Annotated in this window: 19 protein-coding genes; 10 read left to right on the top strand and 9 right to left on the bottom strand. The window is 70.9% G+C overall.

Annotation, left to right across the window (positions count from 1 at the left end):
* Positions 1 to 384: 384 nt before the first annotated feature.
* Entirely contained in the window at positions 385 to 1,173 is a 789-nt protein-coding gene (locus tag AB0L37_RS28790) for a protein phosphatase 2C domain-containing protein (protein WP_365511498.1), read from the top strand.
* Positions 1,174 to 1,195: 22 nt separating this feature from the next.
* On the opposite strand, the gene AB0L37_RS28785 is transcribed toward AB0L37_RS28790, so the two are convergent.
* Both AB0L37_RS28785 and AB0L37_RS28780 read right to left on the bottom strand, forming a co-directional pair.
* Complete coding sequence (locus tag AB0L37_RS28785) at positions 1,196 to 3,940, bottom strand: hypothetical protein (RefSeq protein WP_365511495.1); 2,745 nt, start codon at positions 3,938 to 3,940, stop codon at positions 1,196 to 1,198.
* Positions 3,941 to 3,992: 52 nt separating this feature from the next.
* On the bottom strand, positions 3,993 to 4,493 hold the full coding sequence (locus AB0L37_RS28780; protein WP_365511659.1) for a MarR family transcriptional regulator: 501 nt from the start codon (positions 4,491 to 4,493) through the stop codon (positions 3,993 to 3,995).
* 284 nt (positions 4,494 to 4,777) lie between these two features.
* Here AB0L37_RS28780 and AB0L37_RS28775 point away from each other — a divergent pair, with 284 nt between their 5' ends.
* On the top strand, positions 4,778 to 5,602 hold the full coding sequence (locus AB0L37_RS28775) for a lysozyme (RefSeq protein WP_365511493.1): 825 nt from the start codon (positions 4,778 to 4,780) through the stop codon (positions 5,600 to 5,602).
* A gap of 73 nt (positions 5,603 to 5,675) precedes the next feature.
* Here AB0L37_RS28775 and lon read toward each other — a convergent pair whose 3' ends face one another.
* A complete protein-coding gene (lon, locus tag AB0L37_RS28770; RefSeq protein WP_365511491.1) occupies positions 5,676 to 8,090 on the bottom strand; it encodes an endopeptidase La in 2,415 nt (804 codons plus the stop codon).
* Positions 8,091 to 8,254: 164 nt separating this feature from the next.
* On the opposite strand from lon, the gene AB0L37_RS28765 reads away from it, so the two are divergent.
* Positions 8,255 to 8,911, top strand: a complete 657-nt coding sequence (locus AB0L37_RS28765) for a GNAT family N-acetyltransferase (RefSeq protein ID WP_365511488.1) — start codon at positions 8,255 to 8,257, stop codon at positions 8,909 to 8,911.
* A gap of 110 nt (positions 8,912 to 9,021) precedes the next feature.
* Here AB0L37_RS28765 and AB0L37_RS28760 read toward each other — a convergent pair whose 3' ends face one another.
* On the bottom strand, positions 9,022 to 9,705 hold the full coding sequence (locus AB0L37_RS28760; RefSeq protein ID WP_365511656.1) for a rhomboid-like protein: 684 nt from the start codon (positions 9,703 to 9,705) through the stop codon (positions 9,022 to 9,024).
* Between the two features lie 304 nt (positions 9,706 to 10,009).
* Between AB0L37_RS28760 and AB0L37_RS28755 the strand changes: the two genes are divergently transcribed.
* From AB0L37_RS28755 to AB0L37_RS28735, 5 genes are all read left to right on the top strand, one after another.
* The gene (locus tag AB0L37_RS28755; protein ID WP_365511485.1) at positions 10,010 to 10,696 is read left to right on the top strand and encodes a spermidine synthase; all 687 of its coding nucleotides are present in this window, start codon (positions 10,010 to 10,012) and stop codon (positions 10,694 to 10,696) included.
* Between the two features lie 94 nt (positions 10,697 to 10,790).
* Positions 10,791 to 11,528, top strand: a complete 738-nt coding sequence (locus AB0L37_RS28750) for a response regulator transcription factor (RefSeq protein ID WP_338700385.1) — start codon at positions 10,791 to 10,793, stop codon at positions 11,526 to 11,528.
* Complete coding sequence (locus AB0L37_RS28745) at positions 11,525 to 12,652, top strand: HAMP domain-containing sensor histidine kinase (RefSeq protein WP_365511482.1); 1,128 nt, start codon at positions 11,525 to 11,527, stop codon at positions 12,650 to 12,652. Before AB0L37_RS28750 ends, AB0L37_RS28745 begins: the two co-directional genes overlap by 4 nt.
* Before the next feature lie 239 nt (positions 12,653 to 12,891).
* Positions 12,892 to 16,704 carry a multifunctional oxoglutarate decarboxylase/oxoglutarate dehydrogenase thiamine pyrophosphate-binding subunit/dihydrolipoyllysine-residue succinyltransferase subunit gene (locus AB0L37_RS28740; protein WP_365511479.1) on the top strand — a complete coding sequence of 1,271 codons (3,813 nt, stop codon included), beginning with the start codon at positions 12,892 to 12,894 and terminating at the stop codon, positions 16,702 to 16,704.
* A gap of 69 nt (positions 16,705 to 16,773) precedes the next feature.
* Entirely contained in the window at positions 16,774 to 16,956 is a 183-nt protein-coding gene (locus AB0L37_RS28735; RefSeq protein ID WP_019058231.1) for a DUF6104 family protein, read from the top strand.
* An 8-nt stretch (positions 16,957 to 16,964) separates the two neighbouring features.
* On the opposite strand, the gene AB0L37_RS28730 is transcribed toward AB0L37_RS28735, so the two are convergent.
* Positions 16,965 to 17,777 carry a hypothetical protein gene (locus tag AB0L37_RS28730; protein ID WP_365511475.1) on the bottom strand — a complete coding sequence of 271 codons (813 nt, stop codon included), beginning with the start codon at positions 17,775 to 17,777 and terminating at the stop codon, positions 16,965 to 16,967.
* A 167-nt stretch (positions 17,778 to 17,944) separates the two neighbouring features.
* On the opposite strand from AB0L37_RS28730, the gene AB0L37_RS28725 reads away from it, so the two are divergent.
* Both AB0L37_RS28725 and AB0L37_RS28720 read left to right on the top strand, forming a co-directional pair.
* A complete protein-coding gene (locus tag AB0L37_RS28725) occupies positions 17,945 to 18,829 on the top strand; it encodes a DUF4097 family beta strand repeat-containing protein (RefSeq protein WP_365511472.1) in 885 nt (294 codons plus the stop codon).
* Positions 18,829 to 19,827 carry a helix-turn-helix transcriptional regulator gene (locus tag AB0L37_RS28720; protein WP_365511470.1) on the top strand — a complete coding sequence of 333 codons (999 nt, stop codon included), beginning with the start codon at positions 18,829 to 18,831 and terminating at the stop codon, positions 19,825 to 19,827. Before AB0L37_RS28725 ends, AB0L37_RS28720 begins: the two co-directional genes overlap by 1 nt.
* Before the next feature lie 24 nt (positions 19,828 to 19,851).
* Here AB0L37_RS28720 and AB0L37_RS28715 read toward each other — a convergent pair whose 3' ends face one another.
* The 4 genes from AB0L37_RS28715 to AB0L37_RS28700 form a co-directional block, all read right to left on the bottom strand.
* Positions 19,852 to 20,409, bottom strand: a complete 558-nt coding sequence (locus tag AB0L37_RS28715; RefSeq protein ID WP_365511654.1) for a Clp protease N-terminal domain-containing protein — start codon at positions 20,407 to 20,409, stop codon at positions 19,852 to 19,854.
* Entirely contained in the window at positions 20,409 to 20,618 is a 210-nt protein-coding gene (locus AB0L37_RS28710) for a helix-turn-helix domain-containing protein (protein WP_306323449.1), read from the bottom strand. Before AB0L37_RS28710 ends, AB0L37_RS28715 begins: the two co-directional genes overlap by 1 nt.
* A gap of 126 nt (positions 20,619 to 20,744) precedes the next feature.
* A complete protein-coding gene (locus AB0L37_RS28705) occupies positions 20,745 to 21,707 on the bottom strand; it encodes a zinc-binding dehydrogenase (protein WP_365511467.1) in 963 nt (320 codons plus the stop codon).
* A gap of 126 nt (positions 21,708 to 21,833) precedes the next feature.
* Positions 21,834 to 23,048: an NADP-dependent malic enzyme gene (locus AB0L37_RS28700; RefSeq protein WP_365511464.1), complete on the bottom strand. Its 1,215-nt coding sequence runs from the start codon at positions 23,046 to 23,048 to the stop codon at positions 21,834 to 21,836.
* Between the last annotated feature and the right edge of the window lie 522 nt (positions 23,049 to 23,570).

Here is a 23,570-nt window from a genome sequence, read left to right as displayed (position 1 = left end):
GTTACCGCCGGAGGTGTTCCGCAACCTGGTGCTCGCATTCCTGACTCGTCCTACCCCTGGGCCGGATGACGGTCCGTCAACACACGCGCCCCTCTGGCATGGCTCCTGACCATTCCAGTGCCGGTGAGCAGCGGGCGTGCATCACCTTGCCCGCCACCCGAAGGAGTGAACATCGACCGGGAGTTGGGGAGCAAGTTCCTCTGTCACGGTCACCACCCTTTCACGGGGCGCCGGTTGGACGTCCTTCACGGCCTTTGGCAAGATGCCCCGCCGCCCACCCACCGGAGTTGATCATTCCGCCCCAAACCCCCCACGGTGACCTGCTGGTACGGTCCAACTTCCGCCATCCGTCCACGCTGTGAAGGCCTCGTGCAGACTGGCCGAATGCGCATCGAACTGACCACCGAGCCCGGCGACCCCGCCCGCCCGAACGAGGACTACGCGTCGGTCGCGGTTCCGGCGTCCGGACAGGGCGGATCACTCGTCGTCCTCGACGGCGTGACCCCTCCGGCGGGCGATGCCGGATGTCTGCATTCCGTCCCCTGGTTCACGGCCCGCCTCGGCGGCGCACTGTCCGAACTGTCCGCTACGCGGCGGGATATGACCTTGTTTGACATCCTCGCGGCCGCCATCGCGAGGACGGCCGACGCCCACCGAGGAACATGTGACCTTTCTCACCCGCGCACGCCTCAGGCAACCGTCGTCCTCGCCCGCTGGGACGAGGACACGGTCGACCACCTGGTCCTCTCCGACTCGGCGCTGCTCGTCGAGGCGCCCGACGGCACGGTGACCGCCCTCCTCGACGACCGCCTGGCCCGCCTCCCGCGCTCGAGCCTGGTCTCGGACGAGGTGGCCGACGCGACCGTACGCAACAAGGAGGGCGGCTTCTTCACGGCGGCGGCCGACCCGTCGGTGGCGGCCGAGGCGGTCACGGGCACGCTCCCGCGCTCCGAGGTCAGGGCGCTGGCCGCGATGACCGACGGGGTCACGCGCTGGGCGGAGAAGTTCCAGGAGGGCGACTGGACGGACCTGTTCAGGCTCGTCCGCAAGGAGGGGACGGCGGCGGCGCTGGCCCGGGTGCGCGCCCTGGAGACGGCGGACGCGCGGACCCGTACGTACTTGCGCCGCAGCAAGACCCACGACGACGCGTCGCTCGTCTACGCGGAGCTGTGAGCCGGGGCCGCGGCCGGGCGGGTCAGTGACCGCTCGGGCCGGGCGTCGGACTTCCGGTCACCGGCGGCGGCGTCTGCTCCGCGGTCTGGTCGGGCACGGCCCAGAAGCCCACAAGAGCCGTGGCGAGCGCGGTGGCCACGGCGACCACGACCGTCGTCGCGGGCACGGCGAGCGTGGACAGGGAGCGGAAGTTGCGGATCTGCCCCCAGCGCAGCCCGGCGGCCCTGACCTGGCGGGCCTCCCAGTACAGGCCGAGGACGAGGAACACGGCGAGACAGTCGCCGCTCGTGAGCAGCAGCTTGATGCCGAACTCGGCGGGTTCCATGCCCTGGTAGAGGAGTGACGCCAGTTCGGCGGGGAGCACGACGGCGAGCAGACACATCGCCTTGCCCAGGGGTGTTCTGCCGCGCAGCCAGGAGTACAGATAGCCGTACACGAATCCGTACAGCGGCCACCGCAGGGCCGTCGACCAGACGGCCACGCCTTCGGCGGCCTCGCCGCTGTCGATGCCGACCACCTTCGACGGCAGGGTGTAGGCGGTCCAGGGCAGGCTGAGGACGGCGAGGAGGGTGGCGGCGGCGATCCCGTTGCGCCAGGCGGTGCGGCCGCCGGAGGAGCCGAGTGCGGCGGCCCGTACCTCCTGCCAGCGCTGCTGCGGAGACTTGCCGCCCTCGGCACGGCCGCCCAACTCCCGCCACCGCGCGCTCCATTGACGTGCCGTGAGGGTACCGTCGGCCAGTGCGGAGTGTGCCCCGCCGAGGAACGTGCGCCGCCCTGCCGCCAGGGTCTGATCCTTCAGCAGGCGGTGGACGGCACGGGTGTGCCCGGCGCTGGTCGCGCCGTGCAGGCGCAGCGCCTCGCTCTGCCCGGACAGCGGGATCAGCCAGGCGAAGCCGACGGAGGCGACGGCCAGGGCGAGGAAGAGCCCGCTGTCCTGATGGCTGTCGTACACGAAACTGGCGAAGCCCTGTTCCGTGAGCACGGTGCCCACCGCGGCCACACCGAGTGCGAGCACGGCCGGGCGGGCGTACCGGGGCCAGTGCCCTGCTGCGGCGCCGCCGGTGGGCCGCAGCGTCACGAGCGCCAGGCAGACGACCAGGGTCTGCACGACGACGAGCGGATGATTCGCCGCTGTGGTCCCGCCGATGCCGACGTCGTACCAGGCGCCGTCCTGCATCCTTCCCCAGGAGTACAGGTCGTTGCCGTCGGCCGCGAGCAGCCACCAGGCGCCGGCCGCCGCGAGAGCCGCGGGCCCGCGCGGTATCCCGAGGACCCACAGCGTCACCAGGAGCGCGGCGGGCCAGAACCAGCAAAGACCCCACGCGGCAAGCGAGTTGGCGTTCGCCCAGGCCGTGCCCGTGTCGATCCCGTAGACGGCTTCGTCGCCCAGCGGCAGTCCCGTGCCGGGACCGGCCGCGGCGACCGCCACCGCCGACACGGCCGCCGCGGTCGCGGCCCAGCGCCGTCCGATCGGCCCCAGGAACCCGGCCCGCAGCACCAGGGCCACGGCGCCCGCCGCGCCCACCGCCGCGGCACCCTGCACGAACAGGACGGGCCCGGACCGCCCTTGCGCCGTGAGCACCGCCGCGGGAGCGAACACGGCCGCGCCCGGCAGGGCGAGCAGCGCGAGCCGGCCGGCCCCGGGCGGCCTGCCGGTTCCGGCCCGCACGGCCCAGGACGCGACCAGCAACGGAAGCACGACCCACCCCCACACGACGAGGGCTGTGCCCCGCAGTTGGGTCTCCGCGCTGTCGTCCAGCGTCCCGGCCAGCAGCACCCCGGTGACCACGGCCGCCCCCGCGCCCGTCAGTTCCCACCGGCGCCGGGCAGCCGCAGGGGCCCACCGGCCGAGGAACGGCACGACGAGACAGGCCGCGAGGGCGCCCATGGCCGCCGCCAGGAGGAGCCTTTCCCGCAACGGAACTCGGCTGTCCTGCAGCGCCGAGCTGAGCACCATCACGTCACCGATCTCGCGCCCGATGCCGTCGGCCCGGTCCAGATAGACGTCGGCTTCGCCGCGCTCGCTCAGAGTGAACTCCGCACTGCTGCCCGCCTGTTCCACGACCCGGCCGCCGGCCAGGGCCACGATCCGGTATCCCTTGGTGCGGACGACTACTTTCCAGCTGTCGTAGAGGCCCCCCTTGCCCAGGAGAGTGCCGTCCGTCTTCAGCTTGAGGGCGAAATGGGCCAGGGGCGAGGGATACCGGGAACAACTGGTGAAGCTCTCTCGGCCCTGCCAATCGCTCGACGCGGCGACACGGACGACGGATCCGCTCTGGTCGACCCGGTTGCTCTCGAAGTCGTCCTGCTCGAGACGCTTGATCGCACAGTCGTCGATGCCGGAGTAGTCGCTCATCGTGAACGGCAGCCAGCGCACGAGCTTCTGCGTTCCTCCGCGCAGGTCACCCACCATCGGGTCGCCACTGGGCAAGGTCAGACGGTGCGTGGCCTCGACGCTCCACGTTCCGCCCTGCTCCACCTCCATGCCGTTGGACGAGACCGTGATCGTCGTCGTCCCCGTGCGCGCGGGGTGCTTCTTCGCGCGATAGCGGTCGCCGGCCTTGCGACGCTGCGCCGCCTCATCGGCCTCACTCCGCGCCGCTGCCTCCTCCCCCGCCGCCTGCCGCTCCGCGGCCCGCGTGGCGAAGCGATCCTCAGCCGCCCGGACCCACCCCAGATGCGCGAGCACGCACACCGCGACCACCCCGGCGGCCAGCAGCGCCCCCGCTGCCGCCCGCCCGTACCACCGCGCCACACCACCGGCCACTCGCACCGCCCCCGTCGCTCGCAGAGCGACAGGGTAGCCAGACGGTGCCGCGCTACTCGGCCCCGGCATTCAACTGATGCAGCAACCGAGCCAGTTCGGCCACCTCGAGCCGATCCCAGCCGGCCAACTGCCGTACGTACCGCATCCGCCGAGCATCCCGCACCTCACGAAAGTTCTCGCGCCCGCGCTCCGTGAGCGAGACGAGCCACGCCCGCCCGTCCGCGGGATCGGGCTCGCGGGAGACGAGCCCGAGGTCCTCCAGGGCGCGCAGCTGCCGGCTCATCGTCGCCTTGCCGACCCCGATGTACGCGGCCAGCGCGGTCGCCCGCTGCGCGCCGCACTCGTCGAGGCGGACGAGCAGCCCGTACGCGGCCGGCTCCAGGTCGGGATGGACCTCGCGGGCCATCTCCCCGGAGGAGGCGCGGGCGCGGCGCAGGAACACCGTCAACTCCCGCTCCAGGGCCAGGAATTCGTGGTCCACACCAGTCGGCGCGGGGGCGGAGTTCGCGTCGCGTTCCGCGTTCCGCCGCTCGCCGTTCCCGTCTTCGTGCACGTCAGCACCCATGGCCAGAGATTCCCCGGGTTTCCGAATTCTGAAAGTTTTCGCCAATCGCCGCCATCGCCGCAGCTCCGCCAGTATTTCGCAGGAGTAGACCAACGGCGGCATCCAGGCCCTCTTCCCTCCCCCAGGTCTACATGCGTAGCGTCATGCACGACAGCCCGCATGGCATGTCCACAGCATCGACATGTCGATGGCGCGCTGCCGCACAGGTCAGCCCAGCACAGGTCACCGATCAGCACCCCCTGATCCCCCACGAGGCCTTCGGAGGCACTCCCATGCCCGTGCACAGACCCGGAACCAGCCGCCGCACCCGCGCCACCGCGGCCGGAGCCCTGCTCGCAGCGCTCTCCCTCTTCTTCACCCTCCCGAGTGCGGCCCAGGCCGCCGACACCCCCACCCGCGGCGAGGCCTACCTCGGCATGGGCGTCCCGTCGCACGACGGCGACACCGGCCAGGGCCCCGTCACCCGCGCCACCCAGACCGAGGGCGTCGACGTCAGCGGCCACCAGGGCAACGTCTCCTGGTCCACGCTCTGGGGCAGCGGCGTGAAGTGGGCCTACGTCAAGGCCACCGAGGGCACGTACTACACGAACCCGTACTTCGCGCAGCAGTACAACGGCTCCTACAACGTCGGCATGATCCGCGGCTCGTACCACTTCGCGACCCCGGACACGACGAGCGGCGCCACGCAGGCCAACTACTTCGTGGACCACGGGGGCGGCTGGTCGCGGGACGGCAAGACGCTGCCGGGCGCGCTCGACATCGAGTGGAACCCGTACGGCGCCGCCTGCTACGGCAAGACGCAGAGCGGGATGGTGACCTGGATCCGGGACTTCCTGAACCAGTACAAGGCCCGCACCGGCCGTGACGCCGTCATCTACACGGCGACCAGCTGGTGGACCCAGTGCACGGGCAACTACGGCGGCTTCGCCACGGCCAACCCGCTGTGGATCGCCCGCTACGCCTCCGACCCGGGCACGCTGCCGGCCGGCTGGGGCTACTACACGATGTGGCAGTACACGTCGTCAGGCCCGACGGTCGGCGACCACGACAAGTTCAACGGCGCGCTGGACCGCGTACAGGCGCTCGCCAACGGCTGAGCACCCACGCGCTTGAAGGAGAAAGCGGCCGGACACCCCCACGGAGTCCGGCCGCTTTCGCCCGCACAGACGATCAGGCAGCGACCGGAACCTTCACCTCGGCCGAAGCAAGCGCCAGTTCGAGAACCTGCCGCACATCCGTCACCGGATGCACATCCAGCTTCTCCAGCACCTCCGCCGGCACATCGTCCAGATCCGCCTCGTTCCGCTTCGGGATGATCACCGTGGTGATCCCCGCCCGGTGCGCGGCCAGCAGCTTCTGCTTCACGCCGCCGATGGGCAGCACCCGCCCCGTCAGCGACACCTCCCCGGTCATCGCCACGTCCGTACGGACGAGCCGCCCGCTCAGCAGCGACGCAAGAGCCGTCGTCATCGTGACGCCCGCGCTCGGCCCGTCCTTGGGCACCGCACCCGCCGGGAAGTGGATGTGCACGCCGCGCTCCTTCAAGTCGGCGACGGGCAGCTCCAGTTCGGCGCCGTGCGAGCGGAGGAAGGACAGGGCGATCTGGGCGGACTCCTTCATCACGTCGCCGAGCTGACCGGTCAGGGTCAGACCCGCCGCACCCGTCTCCGGGTCGGCCAGGGACGCCTCGACGAAGAGCACGTCACCGCCCGCACCGGTCACGGCGAGCCCGGTCGCGACACCCGGCACCGCGGTGCGCCGCTCGGCCGGGTCCTGCGCGGACTCGGGCACGTGGTGCGGCCGCCCGATGAGGTCCCGCAGATGGCCCTCACCCACGGTGAACGGCAGTTCCCGCTCGCCGAGTTCGTGCTGCGCCGCGACCTTGCGGAGCACGCGCGTGACGGCCCGCTCCAGGTTGCGGACGCCGGCCTCGCGCGTGTACTCGCCGGCGAGCTTGCGCAGCGCGTCCTCGCCGATGACGACCTCGTCCTTGTCGAGCCCGGCCCGGTCGAGCTGGCGCGGCACCAGGTGGTCACGGGCGATGACGACCTTCTCGTCCTCGGTGTACCCGTCGAGCCGGACGAGCTCCATACGGTCGAGCAGCGCCTCGGGGATGGACTCGAGGACGTTCGCGGTCGCCAGGAACACGACGTCGCTCAGGTCGAGTTCGACCTCCAGGTAGTGGTCCCGGAAGGTGTGGTTCTGCGCGGGGTCGAGCACTTCGAGGAGGGCGGCGGCCGGGTCGCCCCGGAAGTCGGAGCCGACCTTGTCGATCTCGTCGAGGAGCACGACCGGGTTCATCGACCCGGCTTCCTTGATGGCCCGCACGATCCGCCCCGGCAGCGCGCCGACGTACGTACGCCGGTGTCCGCGGATCTCCGCCTCGTCCCGTACGCCACCGAGCGCGACGCGCACGAACTTGCGTCCCATGGCGTGGGCGACGGACTCACCGAGACTCGTCTTTCCCACACCCGGAGGACCGACGAGCGCGAGCACGGCACCGCCGCGCCGCCCGCCGACCACGCCGAGCCCGCGGTCCGCGCGCCGCTTGCGCACGGCCAGGTACTCGGTGATCCGCTCCTTCACGTCGTCGAGCCCGAAGTGCTCGGAGTCGAGGACGGAGCGCGCGCCCTGGATGTCGTACGCGTCCTCGGTCCGCTCGTTCCAGGGCAGTTCGAGGACGGTGTCGAGCCAGGTCCTGATCCAGCTGCCCTCGGGCGACTGGTCGCTGGACCGCTCCAGCTTGTCGACTTCCTTGAGGGCGGCCTCGCGCACCTTCTCGGGCAGGTCGGCGGCCTCGACGCGGGCGCGGTAGTCGTCGGACTCCTCGCCCTCCTGCTCGCCGTTGATCTCCCGCAGTTCCTTGCGTACGGCTTCGAGCTGGCGCCGCAGCAGGAACTCGCGCTGCTGCTTGTCGACGCCTTCCTGCACGTCCTTGGCGATGGTCTCGGCGACGTCCTGCTCGGCGAGGTGCTCGCGCAGCTGCGCGGTGGCGAGCTTGAGGCGGGCGACCGGGTCGGCGGTCTCCAGGAGCTCGACCTTCTGGGCCGTGCTCAGGAAGGGCGAGTAGCCGGAGTTGTCGGCGAGCGCGGAGACGTCGTCGATGGCCTGGACGCGGTCCACGACCTGCCAGGCGCCGCGCTTCTTCAGCCAGTTCGTGGCGAGCGCCTTGTACTCCTTGACGAGCTCGGCGACGGCGCCGGGCAGCGGGTCGGGCACCTCTTCCTCGACGGTCACACCCTCCACCCACAGGGCGGCGCCGGGACCCGTCGTGCCCGCACCGATGCGCACACGGCCGCGGCCGCGGATGAGGGCGCCCGGGTCGCCGTCGGCGAGGCGTCCCACCTGCTCGACGGTGCCGAGCACGCCGGTGTTGGCGTACGTGCCGTCGACGCGCGGAACAAGGAGCACCTTCGGCTTGGTTCCCCCGTCGGGCCCGCTGGAGCGGGCGGCGGCCTGAGCGGCCTCCACCGCGGCGCGCACGTCGGTGTCGTTCAGGTCCAGCGGCACCACCATTCCGGGCAGCACGACCTCGTCGTCGAGGGGCAGCACCGGCAGGGTGAGTGGGTTGGACGTCGAAGCCATGATCTCTCCCTAGGCAGTCAAGTTGAGCTATGTCGACTCAATGCATGGGCGCCTTCGAATGTTCCCAGCCGCGCGTTCGCTCTGAGCGATCACCCCTGTCGCGGCGGATCCCGCCCTACGTAAGGTTCACTCATCGACATCGACCATTACATCCGGGAGTGGGCATGGGCGCGGACGTGGATCACGTACGGGAGTGGGTCGACGGCTGGGTCGTCTCGCGCGGGGCGACTCCCCCGCTGGTCGAACCGTGGGGTTACACGATCCACGTGGGTCTGCCGCAGCATGTCGGCCGGCACGTCATCGGCGCCACGAACGACGCGGTGCGCGAGGACGACGTCCGCAAGGCGGCCGAGTCGACGCGCGGCCGGAACACGCACCTGAAGGTCTTCGCCGACCCGGCGCGGGTGCTGCCCTGGCTCGGCCCCGCATGGAAGCCGTACGGCTCGGGCGACTACCTGATGACGACGGACCTGGCACCGGCAGCGGCCCCCGCGGTCCCGTCCGGGTACCGGCTGCACTCCTGGACGCGCGGCGGCGTCACCCGCCTCCTGATCACCGACGCCGACGGCTCCTTCGCGGCGCGCGGCCAGGTCGCGCCGACCGGCGCGAGCGCGGTGGTCGACCAGATCGAGACGTCCGAGGACCACCGCCGCAAGGGCCTCGGCCGCGTCGTCATGGGCACGCTCCAGGCGGCGGCCCACGCCCAGGGCGCGACCCGCGCGGTCCTGGCGTGCACCCCCGAGGGCCGCCTCCTGTACGAGGCGGTGGGCTGGCGGATCGTGGCTCCGCTGACGAACGCGACGTACGTAGGGCCACGCTGAGCACTGGGCCCGCGCCTTCGCCCGGGCCCCGTCTGCCGGGTTGGCCCTCGTCGTGAGATCACCGGCGAGCCGGTCCTCGTACGGCACCCAGGACGAAGTCCCTCAGTACATCAAGCAGATGTGGCACTGCCTCGTGCGGTTCGGCCGGCCGGGGGCCGGCTCCGCCACCGCCGGACCAGCGGCCACGTCGCCACACCGATCGCGAGGGCCAGCAGATGCCCCCAGTTGCTCAGCGGATCGGTGAACGCCACCAGGTCCGCGACGAGCATCCCGCCGAACCCGAGCAGCACGAGCAGGCGCGGCCAGAGTGTGAGCAGTCCGGCGAGGGCTCCGATGCTCGCGGCGACGCCGAAGCTGATGCCGTAGTCGAGGCGGTGCAGGGAGCTGTCGGGCAGGTGCCCGGCCATCACGGAGAGCCCGACCGGGACCTCGGTGGCGAGGGTCGCGAGGACATGGCCGAGCAGGAAGACCCCGGCCGCGCGCAGGCCGCCGATGCGCCGCTCCAGCGCGGTCAGCACCACGACGAACGCGATCACGAACGGTGACGTGATGCCGCCCGCGATCCACAGGGCGCTGGCCAGCAGGACGAGCACCGGCGTCTGGGCCAGATGGGCGACATCGGTGCTGGATGCACGCAGCAGCGAGGAGACCGTGTCCGGGTCCCCGAACTCCATGTAAAGGGAGGTGGCGGCGAGGACGACGGCGTAGGTGAAGGTGAAGGGCGTCCCGGTCGGCGTCGGCAGCAGCCGCCACGGCCGCAGCCGGGCGAAGCGGCCTCGCGTCGCCCGCTCCAGGGCGGGCGCCCCGGGCTGCGCGGGGACGGCGGGCAGCAGGCCTCGCGGGTCGCGCAGGCCGCGTATGTCGGCGTCGGCCGTCACATCCGGTTCCACGCGGGACACCCCTTTCGTGCCGATCGACCCCACCCTTCGCCCCACCGGGCGCGGTTGTCAGTGACCGGCGACACGTGAGACGCGATGCACAGCAACCTCACAGCCGCGCACGGCGTCCGCAACCGGCGGGCCGCGCTCCGTGCGCCCACCCTAAGGTCCGGCGAAATCGTCTCCCGCTCCCCGCAGCCCGTACGCAAAACTGTTCCGCATGAGCACCGCGTACCCGGAAGAGAACACCGTCGTCCTGGACCGCCGCGAGAGCCCCTTCGGCGAAGTCGTGCTGCGGCGGCGTGGCGACCTGCTCCAGATCATCGCCAACGGCACGTTCCTGATGGACACGTCCGACGGCCGCTCCGAGCGGCTGCTCGTGGACGCGGCCCTGGACGCGCTGCCTGGCGATCGCGAACACCCCGACGTCCTCATCGGCGGCCTCGGCGTCGGCTTCTCGCTCGCCCACGCGGCGGCCGATCCGCGCTGGGGCCGGATCACGGTCGTCGAGCGCGAACCGGCGATCATCGACTGGCACCGTGAAGGGCCGCTGCGTCATCTGTCGGCCGCGGCGCTCGCCGATCCGCGCACCGAGATCGTCGAGGCCGATCTCGTCCACCACATCCACACAACCTCCGCGACGTACGACGCTCTCTGCCTCGACATCGACAACGGACCGGACTGGACGGTGACCGAGGACAACGAGAACCTCTACTCCCCCGCAGGTCTCGCGGCCTGCGCGGCCCGTCTCAACTCCGGTGGTGTGCTTGCCGTTTGGTCCGCACAGCCCTCCGCAAATTTCGAAAGAACCTTGCGGAATGCCGGATTCCGGGCGGTCCGCACCGAAGAGATCCCCGTTGTCCGAGGCGTACCCGACGTGGTGCACCTCGCAGTAAGGGCCGCGTAGCCGACCGGCGGTAACTCCCCGTACGCTGACGTCCGAAACCCAGATCATTCAAGCGTCAAGCGCGTCACGAGGGCGCGCACTCAGGGGCGGGGCGATGGAGCAGACACACACCTCCCACAACACCAGCACGGCGGCGCCGGGTGCCCAGCGACGGGTCCTCGTCGTCGAGGACGACCCCACGATCGTGGAGGCCATCGCCGCCCGGCTGCGTGCCGAGGGATTCCTCGTGCAAACCGCACAGGACGGCCCCTCGGCGGTCGACACGGCCGAGGCCTGGCAGCCCGACCTGCTGATCCTCGACATCATGCTGCCCGGCTTCGACGGCCTCGAGGTCTGCCGCCGCGTCCAGGCCCAGCGCCCGGTTCCGGTGCTGATGCTGACGGCCCGCGACGACGAGACCGACATGCTGGTGGGGCTCGGCGTCGGCGCCGACGACTACATGACCAAGCCGTTCTCCATGAGAGAGCTGGCGGCCCGCGTGCACGTCCTGCTGCGCCGCGTCGAGCGGGCCGCGCTCGCCGCCGCGACCCCGCGCAGCGGGATCCTCCGCCTCGGCGAGCTGGAGATCGACCACGCGCAGCGCCGCGTGCGGGTGCGCAGCGAGGACGTCCACCTCACGCCCACCGAGTTCGACCTCCTGGTCTGCCTGGCGAACACGCCGCGCGCCGTCCTCTCCCGTGAGCAGCTGCTCGCCGAGGTGTGGGACTGGGCCGACGCGTCGGGCACCCGCACCGTCGACAGCCACATCAAGGCGCTACGCCGGAAGATCGGCGCGGAGCGCATCCGCACCGTGCACGGCGTCGGCTACGCACTGGAGACGCCGACCCCATGAGCGCCGGGGACCGGGCACCGCACGCACGGGCGCCCAAGCCGCCCCTCAACCCGCACTGGGCATCAGGCGGCCTGCGCCCGTTCTCGATCAAGGCGAAGCTCGGCACGCTCGTCGTGGTCTCCGTCTTCATCACCACGGGTCTGCTCATGGTGGCGATGTACACGGCGACGGAGCTCCGCTTCATCACCGTCTTCTCCATCATCGCGACCCTGCTGATCACGCAGTTCGTGGCGCACTCGCTGACCGCGCCGCTGGACGAGATGAACACGGTGGCCCGCTCCATCTCGAACGGGGACTACACGCGCCGCGTGCGCGGCGACAGCCGCCGCGACGAACTGGGCGACCTCGCCGTCACGATCAACCGCATGGCCGACGAGCTGTCCGCGCAGGACCAGCAGCGCAAGGAACTCGTGGCGAATGTCTCCCATGAACTGCGCACCCCCATCGCGGGCCTGCGCGCGGTCCTGGAGAACGTCGTCGACGGGGTGATGAGCCCCGATCCCGAGACGATGCGCACGGCACTGAAGCAGACGGAGCGGCTCGGCCGGCTCGTCGAGACCCTCCTCGACCTGTCCCGTCTGGACAACGGGGTCGTGCCGCTCAAGGCCCGCCGCTTCGAGGTCTGGCCCTATCTCTCGGGCGTCCTGAAGGAGGCGAACATGGCCGTCTCGCAGCGCGCCGGGATCGCCTCGGGCTCCGGTACCCATACGCGTACGGACGTCCACCTGCACCTCGACGTCTCGCCCCCCGAACTGACGGCGCACGCCGACCCGGAGCGCATCCACCAGGTCGTGGCGAATCTCATCGACAACGCGGTCAAGCACTCCCCCGCGCACGGCCGCGTCACCGTACGGGCCCGGCGCGGCCCGTACCCGGAGTCCCTGGACCTCGAAGTCCTCGACGAGGGCCCCGGTATCCCGCAGTCCGAATGGCACCGGGTCTTCGAGCGCTTCAACCGCGGCGACGCGAAGAACGGCGGCAAGGGCGACGGCGGCACGGGCCTCGGCCTCGCCATCGCGCGCTGGGCGGTGGACCTGCACGGCGGCCGGATAGGCGTGGCTGAATCGGCACGCGGCTGCCGGATCAAGGTCACCCTTCCGGGAGAGCCGAGAACGCAAAGTTGACGTAGGGTTTCGGTCAGGCAGGGGTCAAGCCGCGCCAAGGCGTACGCGAACGCGCCGGGCGCGGATCCGAACGTACGCAAACCCCGGTTGTTTCCCGCCATTCCCCGGCCCGAAACACGGCTTCCAGTGTGACTTACGCGACGGATACCGGCCCGGACTGCACGTCCCGCTGATGGAGGCGTAGCCTTTATTCCCGCTGTCCATCACCTTGTGAGAAGCGGAAGAGGGCGGTTCACGCCGTGTCGCCACAGTCCCCCAGTAACTCGAGCATCTCCACCGAGACCGACCAAGCCGGGCAGGGCAAAAACCCTGCTGCCGCCTTCGGTCCGAACGAGTGGCTCGTCGACGAGATCTATCAGCAGTACCTCCAGGACCCGAATTCGGTTGACCGAGCCTGGTGGGACTTCTTCGCCGACTACAAGCCCGGTGCCGCAGCCGCGGGGGCTGCGCCGACTGAGCCTGTGAAGACACCGGCCCAGAAGCCCGCGGCCCCGGCCGCACAGCCCGCGCCCGCAGCGCAGGCTCCGGCCGCCCCCGCGACCCCGGCCCCCGCGCAGCCCGCAGCAGCCGCAGCTCCCGCACAGACTGCCGCCGCTCCGGCCTCCGCGCCCCAGCCGGCCACCGCCACCCCTGCTCCTGCACCTGCACCGAAGAAGGCTGAAGAAGTGACGACCGAGGCCCCTGCCGGCCCCGAGTTCGTGACGCTGCGCGGTCCCGCCGCCGCCGTCGCGAAGAACATGAACGCCTCCATCGAGGTCCCCACCGCCACGTCGGTGCGTGCCGTCCCGGTGAAGCTGCTGTTCGACAACCGCATCGTCATCAACAACCACCTCAAGCGCGCCCGCGGCGGGAAGATCTCCTTCACGCACCTCATCGGGTACGCGATGGTGCAGGCCATCAAGGCCATGCCGTCGATGAACTACTCGTTCGCGGTCAAGGACGGCAAGCCGACCCTGGTCAAGCCGGAGCACATCAACTTCGGCCTCGCCATCGACCTCGTGAAGCCCAACGGCGACCGTCAGCTGGTCGTCGCGGGCATCAAGAAGGCCGAGACGCTGAACTTCTTCGAGTTCTGGCAGGCCTACGAGGACATCGTCCGCCGCGCCCGCGACGGCAAGCTGGGCATGGACGACTTCACCGGTGTCACGGTCTCGCTGACCAACCCCGGCGGCCTCGGCACCGTCCACTCGGTCCCGCGTCTGATGCCCGGACAGTCGGTCATCATGGGCGTCGGCTCGATGGACTACCCGGCGGAGTTCCAGGGCACGTCGCAGGACACCCTCAACAAGCTCGGCATCTCGAAGGTCATGACGCTCACGTCGACCTACGACCACCGGGTCATCCAGGGCGCCGCCTCCGGCGAGTTCCTGCGCATCGTCGCGAACCTCCTCCTCGGTGAGAACGAGTTCTACGACGACATCTTCAAGGCCCTGCGCATCCCCTACGAGCCGGTCCGCTGGCTCAAGGACATCGACGCCTCGCACGACGACGACGTCACCAAGGCCGCCCGCGTCTTCGAGCTGATCCACTCCTACCGGGTCCGCGGCCACGTCATGGCCGACACCGACCCGCTGGAGTACCGCCAGCGCAAGCACCCCGACCTCGACATCAACGAGCACGGGCTCACGCTGTGGGACCTGGAGCGCGAGTTCGCCGTCGGCGGCTTCGCCGGCAAGTCGATGATGAAGCTGCGCGACATCCTCGGCGTGCTGCGCGACTCGTACGTGCGCACCGTCGGCATCGAGTTCATGCACATCCAGGACCCGAAGCAGCGCAAGTGGATCCAGGACCGTGTGGAGCGCCCGCACTCGAAGCCCGAGCGCGAGGAGCAGCTGCGCATCCTGCGCCGGCTGAACGCCGCCGAGGCGTTCGAGACCTTCCTGCAGACGAAGTTCGTCGGCCAGAAGCGCTTCTCCCTGGAGGGCGGCGAGTCCGTCGTCCCGCTGCTCGACGCGGTCATCGACTCCGCCGCCGAGGCCCGCCTCGACGAGGTCGTCATCGGCATGGCCCACCGCGGCCGCCTGAACGTCCTGGCGAACATCGTCGGCAAGTCGTACGCGCAGATCTTCCGCGAGTTCGAGGGCAACCTCGACCCGAAGTCGATGCACGGCTCCGGCGACGTGAAGTACCACCTGGGCGCCGAGGGCACCTTCACCGGTCTCGACGGCGAGCAGATCAAGGTCTCGCTGGCCGCCAACCCGTCCCACCTGGAGACGGTCGACCCGGTCATCGAGGGCATCGTCCGCGCCAAGCAGGACATCATCAACAAGGGCGGCACGGACTTCACGGTCCTGCCGGTCGCCCTGCACGGTGACGCGGCCTTCGCGGGCCAGGGCGTCGTGGCCGAGACGCTCAACATGTCGCAGCTGCGCGGCTACCGCACGGGCGGCACGGTCCACATCGTCATCAACAACCAGGTCGGCTTCACCGCCGCCCCGGAGTCGTCGCGCTCCTCCATGTACGCCACCGACGTGGCCCGCATGATCGAGGCGCCGATCTTCCACGTGAACGGCGACGACCCCGAGGCCGTCGTCCGCGTTGCCCGTCTGGCCTTCGAGTTCCGCCAGGCGTTCAACAAGGACGTCGTCATCGACCTCATCTGCTACCGCCGCCGCGGTCACAACGAGTCGGACAACCCGGCGTTCACGCAGCCGCTGATGTACGACCTGATCGACAAGAAGCGCTCGGTGCGCAAGCTCTACACCGAGTCCCTCATCGGTCGCGGCGACATCACCCTGGAAGAGGCGGAGCAGGCGCTCCAGGACTTCCAGGGCCAGCTGGAGAAGGTCTTCACCGAGGTCCGCGAGGCCGTCTCGCACCCGGCCGCGGCGGAGATCCCCGAGCCGCAGGCCGAGTTCCCGGTGCCGGTGCAGACCGCGATCTCCCAGGAGGTCGTCAAGCGCATCGCCGAGTCCCAGGTCAACATCCCGGACAACATCACCGTCCACCCGCGTCTGCTGCCGCAGTTGCAGCGCCGCGCGTCGATGATCGAGGACGGGACGATCGACTGGGGCATGGGCGAGACCCTCGCCCTCGGTTCGCTCCTCCTGGAGGGCACCCCGGTCCGCCTGTCCGGCCAGGACTCGCGCCGCGGCACGTTCGGCCAGCGCCACGCGGTCCTGATCGACCGGGAGACGGGCGAGGACTACACCCCGCTCCTCTACCTGTCGCCCGACCAGGCCCGCTACAACGTCTACGACTCGCTGCTCTCCGAGTACGCGGTCATGGGCTTCGAGTACGGCTACTCGCTGGCGCGTCCCGAGTCCCTCGTGATGTGGGAAGCGCAGTTCGGTGACTTCGTCAACGGCGCGCAGACGGTCGTCGACGAGTACATCTCGGCCGCCGAGCAGAAGTGGGGCCAGACGAGCGGTGTCACGCTCCTCCTCCCGCACGGCTACGAGGGCCAGGGCCCGGACCACTCGTCCGCGCGTGTGGAGCGTTTCCTTCAGCTCTGCGCCCAGAACAACATGACGGTCGCCATGCCGACCCTCCCCTCGAACTACTTCCACCTCCTGCGGTGGCAGGTGCACAACCCGCACCACAAGCCGCTGGTGGTCTTCACCCCGAAGTCGATGCTGCGCCTCAAGGCCGCCGCGTCGAAGGTGGAGGAGTTCACGTCGGGCGGCTTCCGTCCGGTCATCGGCGACGAGTCGGTCGACCCGAACGCGGTCAAGAAGGTCGTCTTCGTGGCGGGCAAGCTGTACTACGACCTGGATGCCGAGCGGAAGAAGAGCGGTATCACCGACACCGCGATCATCCGCGTCGAGCGTCTGTACCCGCTGCCGGGTGCCGAACTCCAGGCGGAGATCAGCAAGTTCCCGAACGCCGAGAAGTACCTGTGGGCCCAGGAGGAGCCGGCGAACCAGGGTGCGTGGCCGTTCATCGCGCTCAACCTGATCGACCACCTGGACCTGGCGGTCGGCGCCGACATCCCGCACGGCGAGCGCCTGCGCCGCATCTCGCGGCCGCACTCCTCGTCCCCGGCGGTCGGCTCCGCGAAGCGCCACCAGGCCGAGCAGGAGCAGCTGGTGCGTGAGGTGTTCGAGGCGTAACCGCCCCGGCCTCTCCAGCAGGGCCGCACTCCCGTCAGGGGGTGCGGCCCTGCCGCATATCCTGGATCCATGTACTTCACGGACCGTGGCATCGAAGAGCTGGAGAAGCGGCGAGGCGAGGAGGAGGTCACCTTCGAGTGGCTCGCCGAGCAGCTGCGGACCTTCGTCGACCTGAACCCCGACTTCGAGGTGCCGGTGGAGCGCCTGGCGACGTGGCTGGCCCGCCTGGACGACGACGAGGACGACGAGTAGGCCGGCTGCTACGCGCGGCCGGCCCGCATCCTGTCGTACGCGAATCCGAGCGCCCCGTGGGCGAGCAGGACGGCCCCGGCCGTGGCCCAGCCGCCGCTGCGGCGGCGCAGACCGTAGAGCGTGAGCGGCAGCCCGGCGGCGAGCTGGGCGGCGGCCACACAGCGGGCCTTGGGACCGCGCAGCCAGGGGCCGATGCTGCTGGACTCCACGACGTCTAGCTCGGCGTGGACGGCGTCCCGCCACCCCGACCACTCCACACGCTCCACGTCCGGCTGGACCCGGGCGACCTCGCGCAGCCGGTCCGCCGGTTCGCCGGGGGTCAGGCCCGCGGGGAGGGTCAGGCCGGTGCGGGTGAGGACGGCGAGCAGGCCGCGCATCCGCGCGCGGGCGTCGGCCTCGGAGTCCGGCTCGGCCAGGGCTTCGAGGGCTTGCATGTCGAGTACGGGGTCGAGGCCGAGGCGGGCGGCGAAGGTGCGCAGGGCCTCGTGCTCACCGACCGGGGTGCCGTTCGCCAGCCATTCGTAGCCGACGGGGCGGCGGAACCCGGAGGCGAGCGTGAAGCCGCTGTGGTCGGTGTCCCACCACAGGGCGAGCACCGGCCAGGTGGCGCCCACGGCGAGCGCTCCGGCCCAGCCGCCGAGGACCCGGTCGACGGGCTCGCCCTCGGCCGCCCACGGCTTCTCCTCCGGTACGAGGACGCTCCACTCGCGTCCGGCGGAGGTGAGCAGCATGGTCCGGCGCAGCAACTGCGCGGCGGGGCCTACGACGGCGGGCTCGGCCCGGCACAGCAGGAGCGCACCGGCGGATTCAGGGGACGGCATGGCCCCACGCTAGGCGAATTTGCCCTACTTGGACCACAAATGAGCCCACGTATGACCCCCCAGACGAACCCGGAGATGTCGCGACAGTCTTGACTTCCCGGAACCGCGATATATCGTGAGTGTCAGGGAACGCGATATGGCGCGTTCGCTTCCGAGGAGGTCGCACCATGCCCGAGTGGTCCGTCGCGGAGCCGCAGAAGCTCGCCTTCGACGAGCCGGTGACGGCCCTGCACGTACGCATCGTGAACGGAACGGTGAACGTGGTGGGCACCGACGAGAGTTCCGCCCGCCTGGAGGTCTCCGACATCGAAGGGCCACCGCTCCTGGTGAAGCAGGCGGCGGACGGCACCCTGTCCGTCGCCTACGACGACCTGCCCTGGAAGGGCTTCCTCAAGTGGCTCGACCGCAAGGGCTGGCACCGCAGCGCGGTCGTCTCCCTCGCCGTCCCGTCCGGCACCAGGGTCGAGGTCGGCGTGGTCGGCGCCGGTGCGGTCGTCTCCGGCATAGAGGGGCGCACGGCGGTGAAGGGCGTCACCGGCGACACCACGCTGGTGGGAGTCACCGGGCCGGTGCACACCAGCACGGTCTCCGGCAGCGTGGAGGCGCAGGCGGTCACGGGCGACCTCCGGTTCGAGTCGGTGTCGGGGGACCTGACCGTGGTGGACGGCTCGGGCCCCTCCCTCAAGGCGGACACCGTCAGCGGCTCGATGATCGTGGACCTGGACCCGGCGGGGCCCACGGACGTCAGCCTGGCGAGCGTCTCCGGCGAGATCGCCATCCGCATCCCGCACCCGGCGGACACGGAGGTCGAGGCGAACACGGCGAGCGGCGCGGTGTCGAACGCCTTCGAGGGCCTGCGGGTCTCCGGCCAGTGGGGCGCGCACAAGATCACCGGTCGCCTCGGCGCGGGCACCGGCAAGCTCAAGGCGACCACGGTCTCCGGCGCGATCGCCCTCCTGCGCAGGCCACCGACGGACGACGCGGCACCGGACGCCGCGGCACCGGCCGACTCCCCCGCCGACCAGCCCGCCGCCGACAAGAAGGTGCTCTGATGGCTCCCGTCTTCGCCCACGGCCGACTGCGCCTCTACCTCCTCAAGCTGCTCGACGAGGCCCCGCGCCACGGGTACGAGGTGATCCGCCTCCTGGAGGAGCGCTTCCAGGGCCTGTACGCCCCGTCGGCGGGCACGGTCTACCCGCGCCTGGCCAAGCTGGAGTCCGAGGGCCTGGTCACGCACACCACCGAGGGAGGCCGGAAGGTCTACGCGATCACCGACGCGGGCCGCGCCGAACTGGCGGACCGCAGCGGCGAGTTGGCGGACCTGGAGCTGGAGATCCGCGAGTCGGTGGCCGAGCTGGCCGCCGAGATCCGGGACGACGTACGGGGTGCGGCGGGCGATCTGCGCCGCGAGGTCCGGGCGGCCACGTCCCAGGCGCGCTCCTCGGGGCCCAAGGAAGCGGCGGACTTCAAGGACCCGGAGTCCTGGCGCGCGGCCAAGGAGGAGCTGCGCCGCGCCAAGCAGGAGTGGAAGGAGCAGGCGCGGCGGGCCAAGGACGAGAGCCGGCGCGCCCGCGACGAGGCCCAGCGGGCACGCCGCCAGGCCAAGGAGACCCAGGACAAGGTGCGGGCGCAGGCGCAGGAGGAGTTCCAGCGGATGGCCAAGCGCGTGCAGGACCAGGTCCAGGACCACTTCGCGCGCGGCGACTGGCCGACGGGCGTCCGCGAGGGCCTGTCCGAACTGGCCAGGGAGTTCGGCGAGTTCGGCAAGACCTTCGGCAAGGACACCACCGCCACCCGCCCGGCCCCCGAGCCCCAGTACCGCCCCCCGTCGGACGACATCCCCACCGAGTACCTCCCGCCCTGGGCGACGGAGGACCCCACCGGCGACCCGTCCCGCGACCTGGACCGCCTCCTGGACCGCTTCCGCGACGACATCCGCGACACGGCCCGCGACCACGGGGTCACCCCCGGCCAGCTCGACACGGCACGCCGCCACCTGTCGGAGGCGGCGGCCCGCATCGGGGCGACGCTGCGGACGCCGAAGGGGTGAGCGACCGGGGTGGGGAGGCAGCGGTCAGCTCGCCGCCGCCTGCCCGCCCCCGTAGAGCACCCGCTCCACGGACCGCGTCGTCACGCCGTGCTCGGCCAAGGCCTCGGCCGCGATGCCGGGGCGGGCGGTCAGGGCGAGGAGGAGATGTTCGTCGCCGATGGCCCGGTCGTGGTGGGCGAGGGCGCTGCGCAGGGACGATTCCAGGACGCCCTTGGCCTCGCGGCTGAAGGGGCGCCGGCCGCCCAGCCGGCGGCCACCGGTCAGCGCGCCGACGCCGTGGGCCTGTTCGACCCGCGCGACGATCTCGTCCACGTCGATGCCGAGTCCGGCGAGGGCGTCCGCGTCCGCCCGGCTCAGGCCCGCGCGGCGGCGGGCGTCGGCCAGGGAGCGGCCGATGACCTCCCGGCGTCCGTCGGCGTCGACGCCGAGCGCGCCGAGGGCGAAGGAGCCGCGGGTGCCGCGCCGGTCGAGGAGCGAGAGCAGCAGATGGCCCGCGTCGACGGACTGCGCGCGCTCCTGTTCCGCGTGGGTGACGGCGCCCTTGACCACGTCGCGGGCGCCCTTGGTGAATCGCTCGAACATCATCGCCTCCCGTACTTCTTGTGCACGGCCTGCCTGCTGATCCCGAGCTCGGCCGCGATCTCCTGCCACGACCAGCCCTGATTGCGCGCACTGCGCACCTGTACCGCTTCCAGCTGCTCGAGCAGCCGCCGCAGCGCGGCGACCGCGCGCAGCCCGACCCGCGGATCGCGGGCGCCCGCCTGCTCGGCGAGATCCGTTGCCTCGGTCATGGTGTCAATGTAGGTTGACACGACCCACGTCGTCAACCTTGGTTGACATGGAGAGCGAACGAAAGGGCGCCCCGGCGAATCCAGGGCGCCCTCGTCCTCGTCCTCGTCACACAGCAGGTCGAGCGGTCAGACCGTCAGGACGATCTTGCCGAACAGGTCGCCGCCCGCCATCTTCTCGAAGCCCTCGCGCGCCCGGTCGAGCGGCAGCACCTCGTCGATGACCGGGCGCACGCCCGTCGCCGCGCAGAAGGCCAGCAGGTCCTCCAGCTCGTCCTTGGAACCCATCGTCGAGCCGACGACCTTCAGCTCCAGGAAGAAGATGCGGTTGAGTTCGGCGGCCTTCGGGTTGGGGCCGCTGGTCGCGCCCGAGATGACCAGGGTGCCGCCCGGCCGCAGGGACTTGACCGAGTGCGACCAGGTCGCCGCGCCCACCGTCTCGATGACCGCGTCCACGCGCTGCGGCAGCCGCGCCCCCGACTCCAGCGCCTCGACGGCGCCCAGCTCCAGGGCACGCTTGCGCTTGGCCTCGTCCCGGCTGGTCGCGAAGACACGCAGTCCGGCCGCCTTGCCGAGGACGATGGCGGCCGTGGCGACGCCGCCGCCCGCGCCCTGCACCAGGACCGAGTCGCCGGGCCGTACGCCCGCGTTCGTGAAGAGCATCCGGTACGCCGTCAGCCACGCGGTGGGCAGGCACGCGGCCTCCTCGAAGGAGAGCTCCTTCGGCTTGGGCAGCACGTTCCACTGCGGCACGGAGACCTGCTCGGCGAAAGTGCCCTGGTACTTCTCGGTGAGGATGGAGCGCCCCTCGCGCGGCCCGACCCCGTAGCCGGTCTGCCCGATGACGGAGTGCAGCACGACCTCGTTGCCCTCGCTGTCGATCCCGGCGGCGTCGCAGCCAAGGATCATCGGCAGCGCCTCCTCACCGAGTCCGACCCCGCGCAGGGACCACAGATCGTGGTGGTTGAGGGAGGCGGCCTTGACGTTCACGGTGGTCCAGCCGGGCCGGTTCTCGGGGGCGGGCCGCTCCCCCAACTCCAGGCCGTTCAGCGGCTGATCACGGTCGATGCGGGCTGCGTAGGCGGCGAACATAACCGTGACGATAGGTCGCCCGGCAGGCGCACGGAACCACCCCCGCCTGTGACACACATCCCCTGGCGCGGGGCACGGAAAAGGCCCCGCCGACAGGGGCAGGGCCTTCACCATGTACGGAAACCGCTAGCGGCGGGCGACGCCCTCGGCGCGGGCCGCGGCCGCGACCGCCGCCGTGACCGCCGGCGCCACGCGCTCGTCGAACGGCGACGGGATGACGTAACCGGCGGCGAGCTCGTCACCCACCACGGCGGCCAGCGCGTCGGCGGCGGCGATCTTCATGCCCTCGGTGATCCGGGAGGCGCGCACCTGGAGGGCGCCCGCGAAGATGCCCGGGAACGCGAGGACGTTGTTGATCTGGTTCGGGTAGTCCGAGCGCCCGGTCGCGACCACGGCCGCGTACTTGTGGGCGATGTCGGGGTGCACCTCGGGGTTCGGGTTCGCCATCGCGAAGACGAAGGCGCCCGGCGCCATGGAGGCGACCGCCGGCTCGGGGACCGTACCGCCCGAGACGCCGATGAACAGGTCGGCCCCGGCGAGCGCGTCCTCCAGGGAGCCGCTCAGACCGGCCTTGTTCGTGATCTCGGCGAGCTCACGCTTGACCGGCGTGAGGTCCTCGCGGTCCCGGCTGACGATGCCCTTGCGGTCGGTGACCGCCACGTCGCCGAGGCCCGCCTCGAGGAGGAACTTCGCGATCGCCACGCCCGCCGCACCGGCGCCGGAGATCACGCCGCGCAGCTCGCCGAGCGACCGCCCGGACAGCTTCGCCGCGTTCTTCAGGGCGGCCAGCGTGACCACGGCCGTGCCGTGCTGGTCGTCGTGGAAGACCGGGATGTCGAGCTTCTCCTGGAGCTTGCGCTCGATCTCGAAGCACCGCGGCGCCGCGATGTCCTCCAGGTTGACGCCGCCGAAGGACGGCGCGAGCCGCACGACGGTGTCGACGATCTCGTCGACGTCGGTCGTCGCGAGCGCCAGCGGCACCGCGTCGACGCCGCCGAACTGCTTGAAGAGAATGGCCTTGCCCTCCATCACCGGGAGGGACGCCTCGGGACCGATGTCACCGAGTCCGAGCACGGCCGTACCGTCCGTCACGACAGCCACGACGTTCGACTTCCACGTGTAGTCGTGGACGAGTTCGGGCTGCTCGGCGATCGCGCTGCACACTTTCGCGACGCCGGGCGTGTACGCCAGGGACAGGTCGTCCTTGTCGCGGACCGGCACGGTGGCCTGCACGGCCATCTTGCCGCCGCGGTGCAGCGCGAACGCCGGATCGAAGGGCTCGTCGGTGCCTTCGTTGCCGGTACTGCTGTCGCTGCGAGGATTGACGATCTCCGCTGCCACTTGTCTGACCCCTTAAGTCTTATTGCATCAGTGAGGGTGTCCGCTCCTGGTTGAGGAGCGGGCGGGCACCGCGTACGCACCGCTCGGTTCACGTTGGTGAACCGCTGCACGGGCACGTACACGACGGGCGCGCCGCACGCGCGCCCTTGAGCCTGAACGGCTCTGCCCCGGATGAGGGGTGTAAAGAACCTTCTTACCTGACGGACGGTGTCGCGCACGAGTGCATACGTGATCGATCACGCGGCGGTGACATGACTCATAGCCGAATATGTGGACAAGTCATCGACTCGCGCTCAAAGACCGATGAAAGAACGCCCGAATGGTGAGACACCGGACGGTTCGCCGGAGAATCTCCGGTCGCCGGGCGCTGCGCCCGCAGATGATGTGGCGTCCATGCACCTTGATGTGCGGGCCTGTTGGACGTCTTGGTTCACCTGTTATCCGATTTTGACATCTCAGACCCCCTGAACCGGCCAGTCCGAATGGCAAGATGCCGTCATCACACGAGGTCGCGACACCCGA

The sequence above is a fragment of the Streptomyces sp. NPDC052225 genome (genome assembly GCF_040679615.1).
In the GTDB taxonomy this organism is placed as follows: Bacteria; Actinomycetota; Actinomycetes; order Streptomycetales; family Streptomycetaceae; genus Streptomyces.
The sequence above is the reverse complement of the archived record's forward strand: the minus strand, read 5'-3'. Positions and strand labels throughout refer to the sequence as shown.

What these genes read in the sequence shown, in the direction of transcription:
- AB0L37_RS28790 (WP_365511498.1), top strand. Translation starts at nt 385, where the DNA reads ATGCGCATCGAACTGACCACCGAGCCCGGCGACCCCGCCCGCCCGAAC.
- AB0L37_RS28775 (WP_365511493.1), top strand. Translation starts at nt 4,778, where the DNA reads ATGCCCGTGCACAGACCCGGAACCAGCCGCCGCACCCGCGCCACCGCG.
- lon (WP_365511491.1), bottom strand. Translation starts at nt 8,090, where the DNA reads ATGGCTTCGACGTCCAACCCACTCACCCTGCCGGTGCTGCCCCTCGAC.
- AB0L37_RS28765 (WP_365511488.1), top strand. Translation starts at nt 8,255, where the DNA reads ATGGGCGCGGACGTGGATCACGTACGGGAGTGGGTCGACGGCTGGGTC.
- AB0L37_RS28755 (WP_365511485.1), top strand. Translation starts at nt 10,010, where the DNA reads ATGAGCACCGCGTACCCGGAAGAGAACACCGTCGTCCTGGACCGCCGC.
- AB0L37_RS28750 (WP_338700385.1), top strand. Translation starts at nt 10,791, where the DNA reads ATGGAGCAGACACACACCTCCCACAACACCAGCACGGCGGCGCCGGGT.
- AB0L37_RS28745 (WP_365511482.1), top strand. Translation starts at nt 11,525, where the DNA reads ATGAGCGCCGGGGACCGGGCACCGCACGCACGGGCGCCCAAGCCGCCC.
- AB0L37_RS28735 (WP_019058231.1), top strand. Translation starts at nt 16,774, where the DNA reads ATGTACTTCACGGACCGTGGCATCGAAGAGCTGGAGAAGCGGCGAGGC.
- AB0L37_RS28730 (WP_365511475.1), bottom strand. Translation starts at nt 17,777, where the DNA reads ATGCCGTCCCCTGAATCCGCCGGTGCGCTCCTGCTGTGCCGGGCCGAG.
- AB0L37_RS28725 (WP_365511472.1), top strand. Translation starts at nt 17,945, where the DNA reads ATGCCCGAGTGGTCCGTCGCGGAGCCGCAGAAGCTCGCCTTCGACGAG.
- AB0L37_RS28720 (WP_365511470.1), top strand. Translation starts at nt 18,829, where the DNA reads ATGGCTCCCGTCTTCGCCCACGGCCGACTGCGCCTCTACCTCCTCAAG.
- AB0L37_RS28715 (WP_365511654.1), bottom strand. Translation starts at nt 20,409, where the DNA reads ATGTTCGAGCGATTCACCAAGGGCGCCCGCGACGTGGTCAAGGGCGCC.
- AB0L37_RS28710 (WP_306323449.1), bottom strand. Translation starts at nt 20,618, where the DNA reads ATGACCGAGGCAACGGATCTCGCCGAGCAGGCGGGCGCCCGCGATCCG.
- AB0L37_RS28705 (WP_365511467.1), bottom strand. Translation starts at nt 21,707, where the DNA reads ATGTTCGCCGCCTACGCAGCCCGCATCGACCGTGATCAGCCGCTGAAC.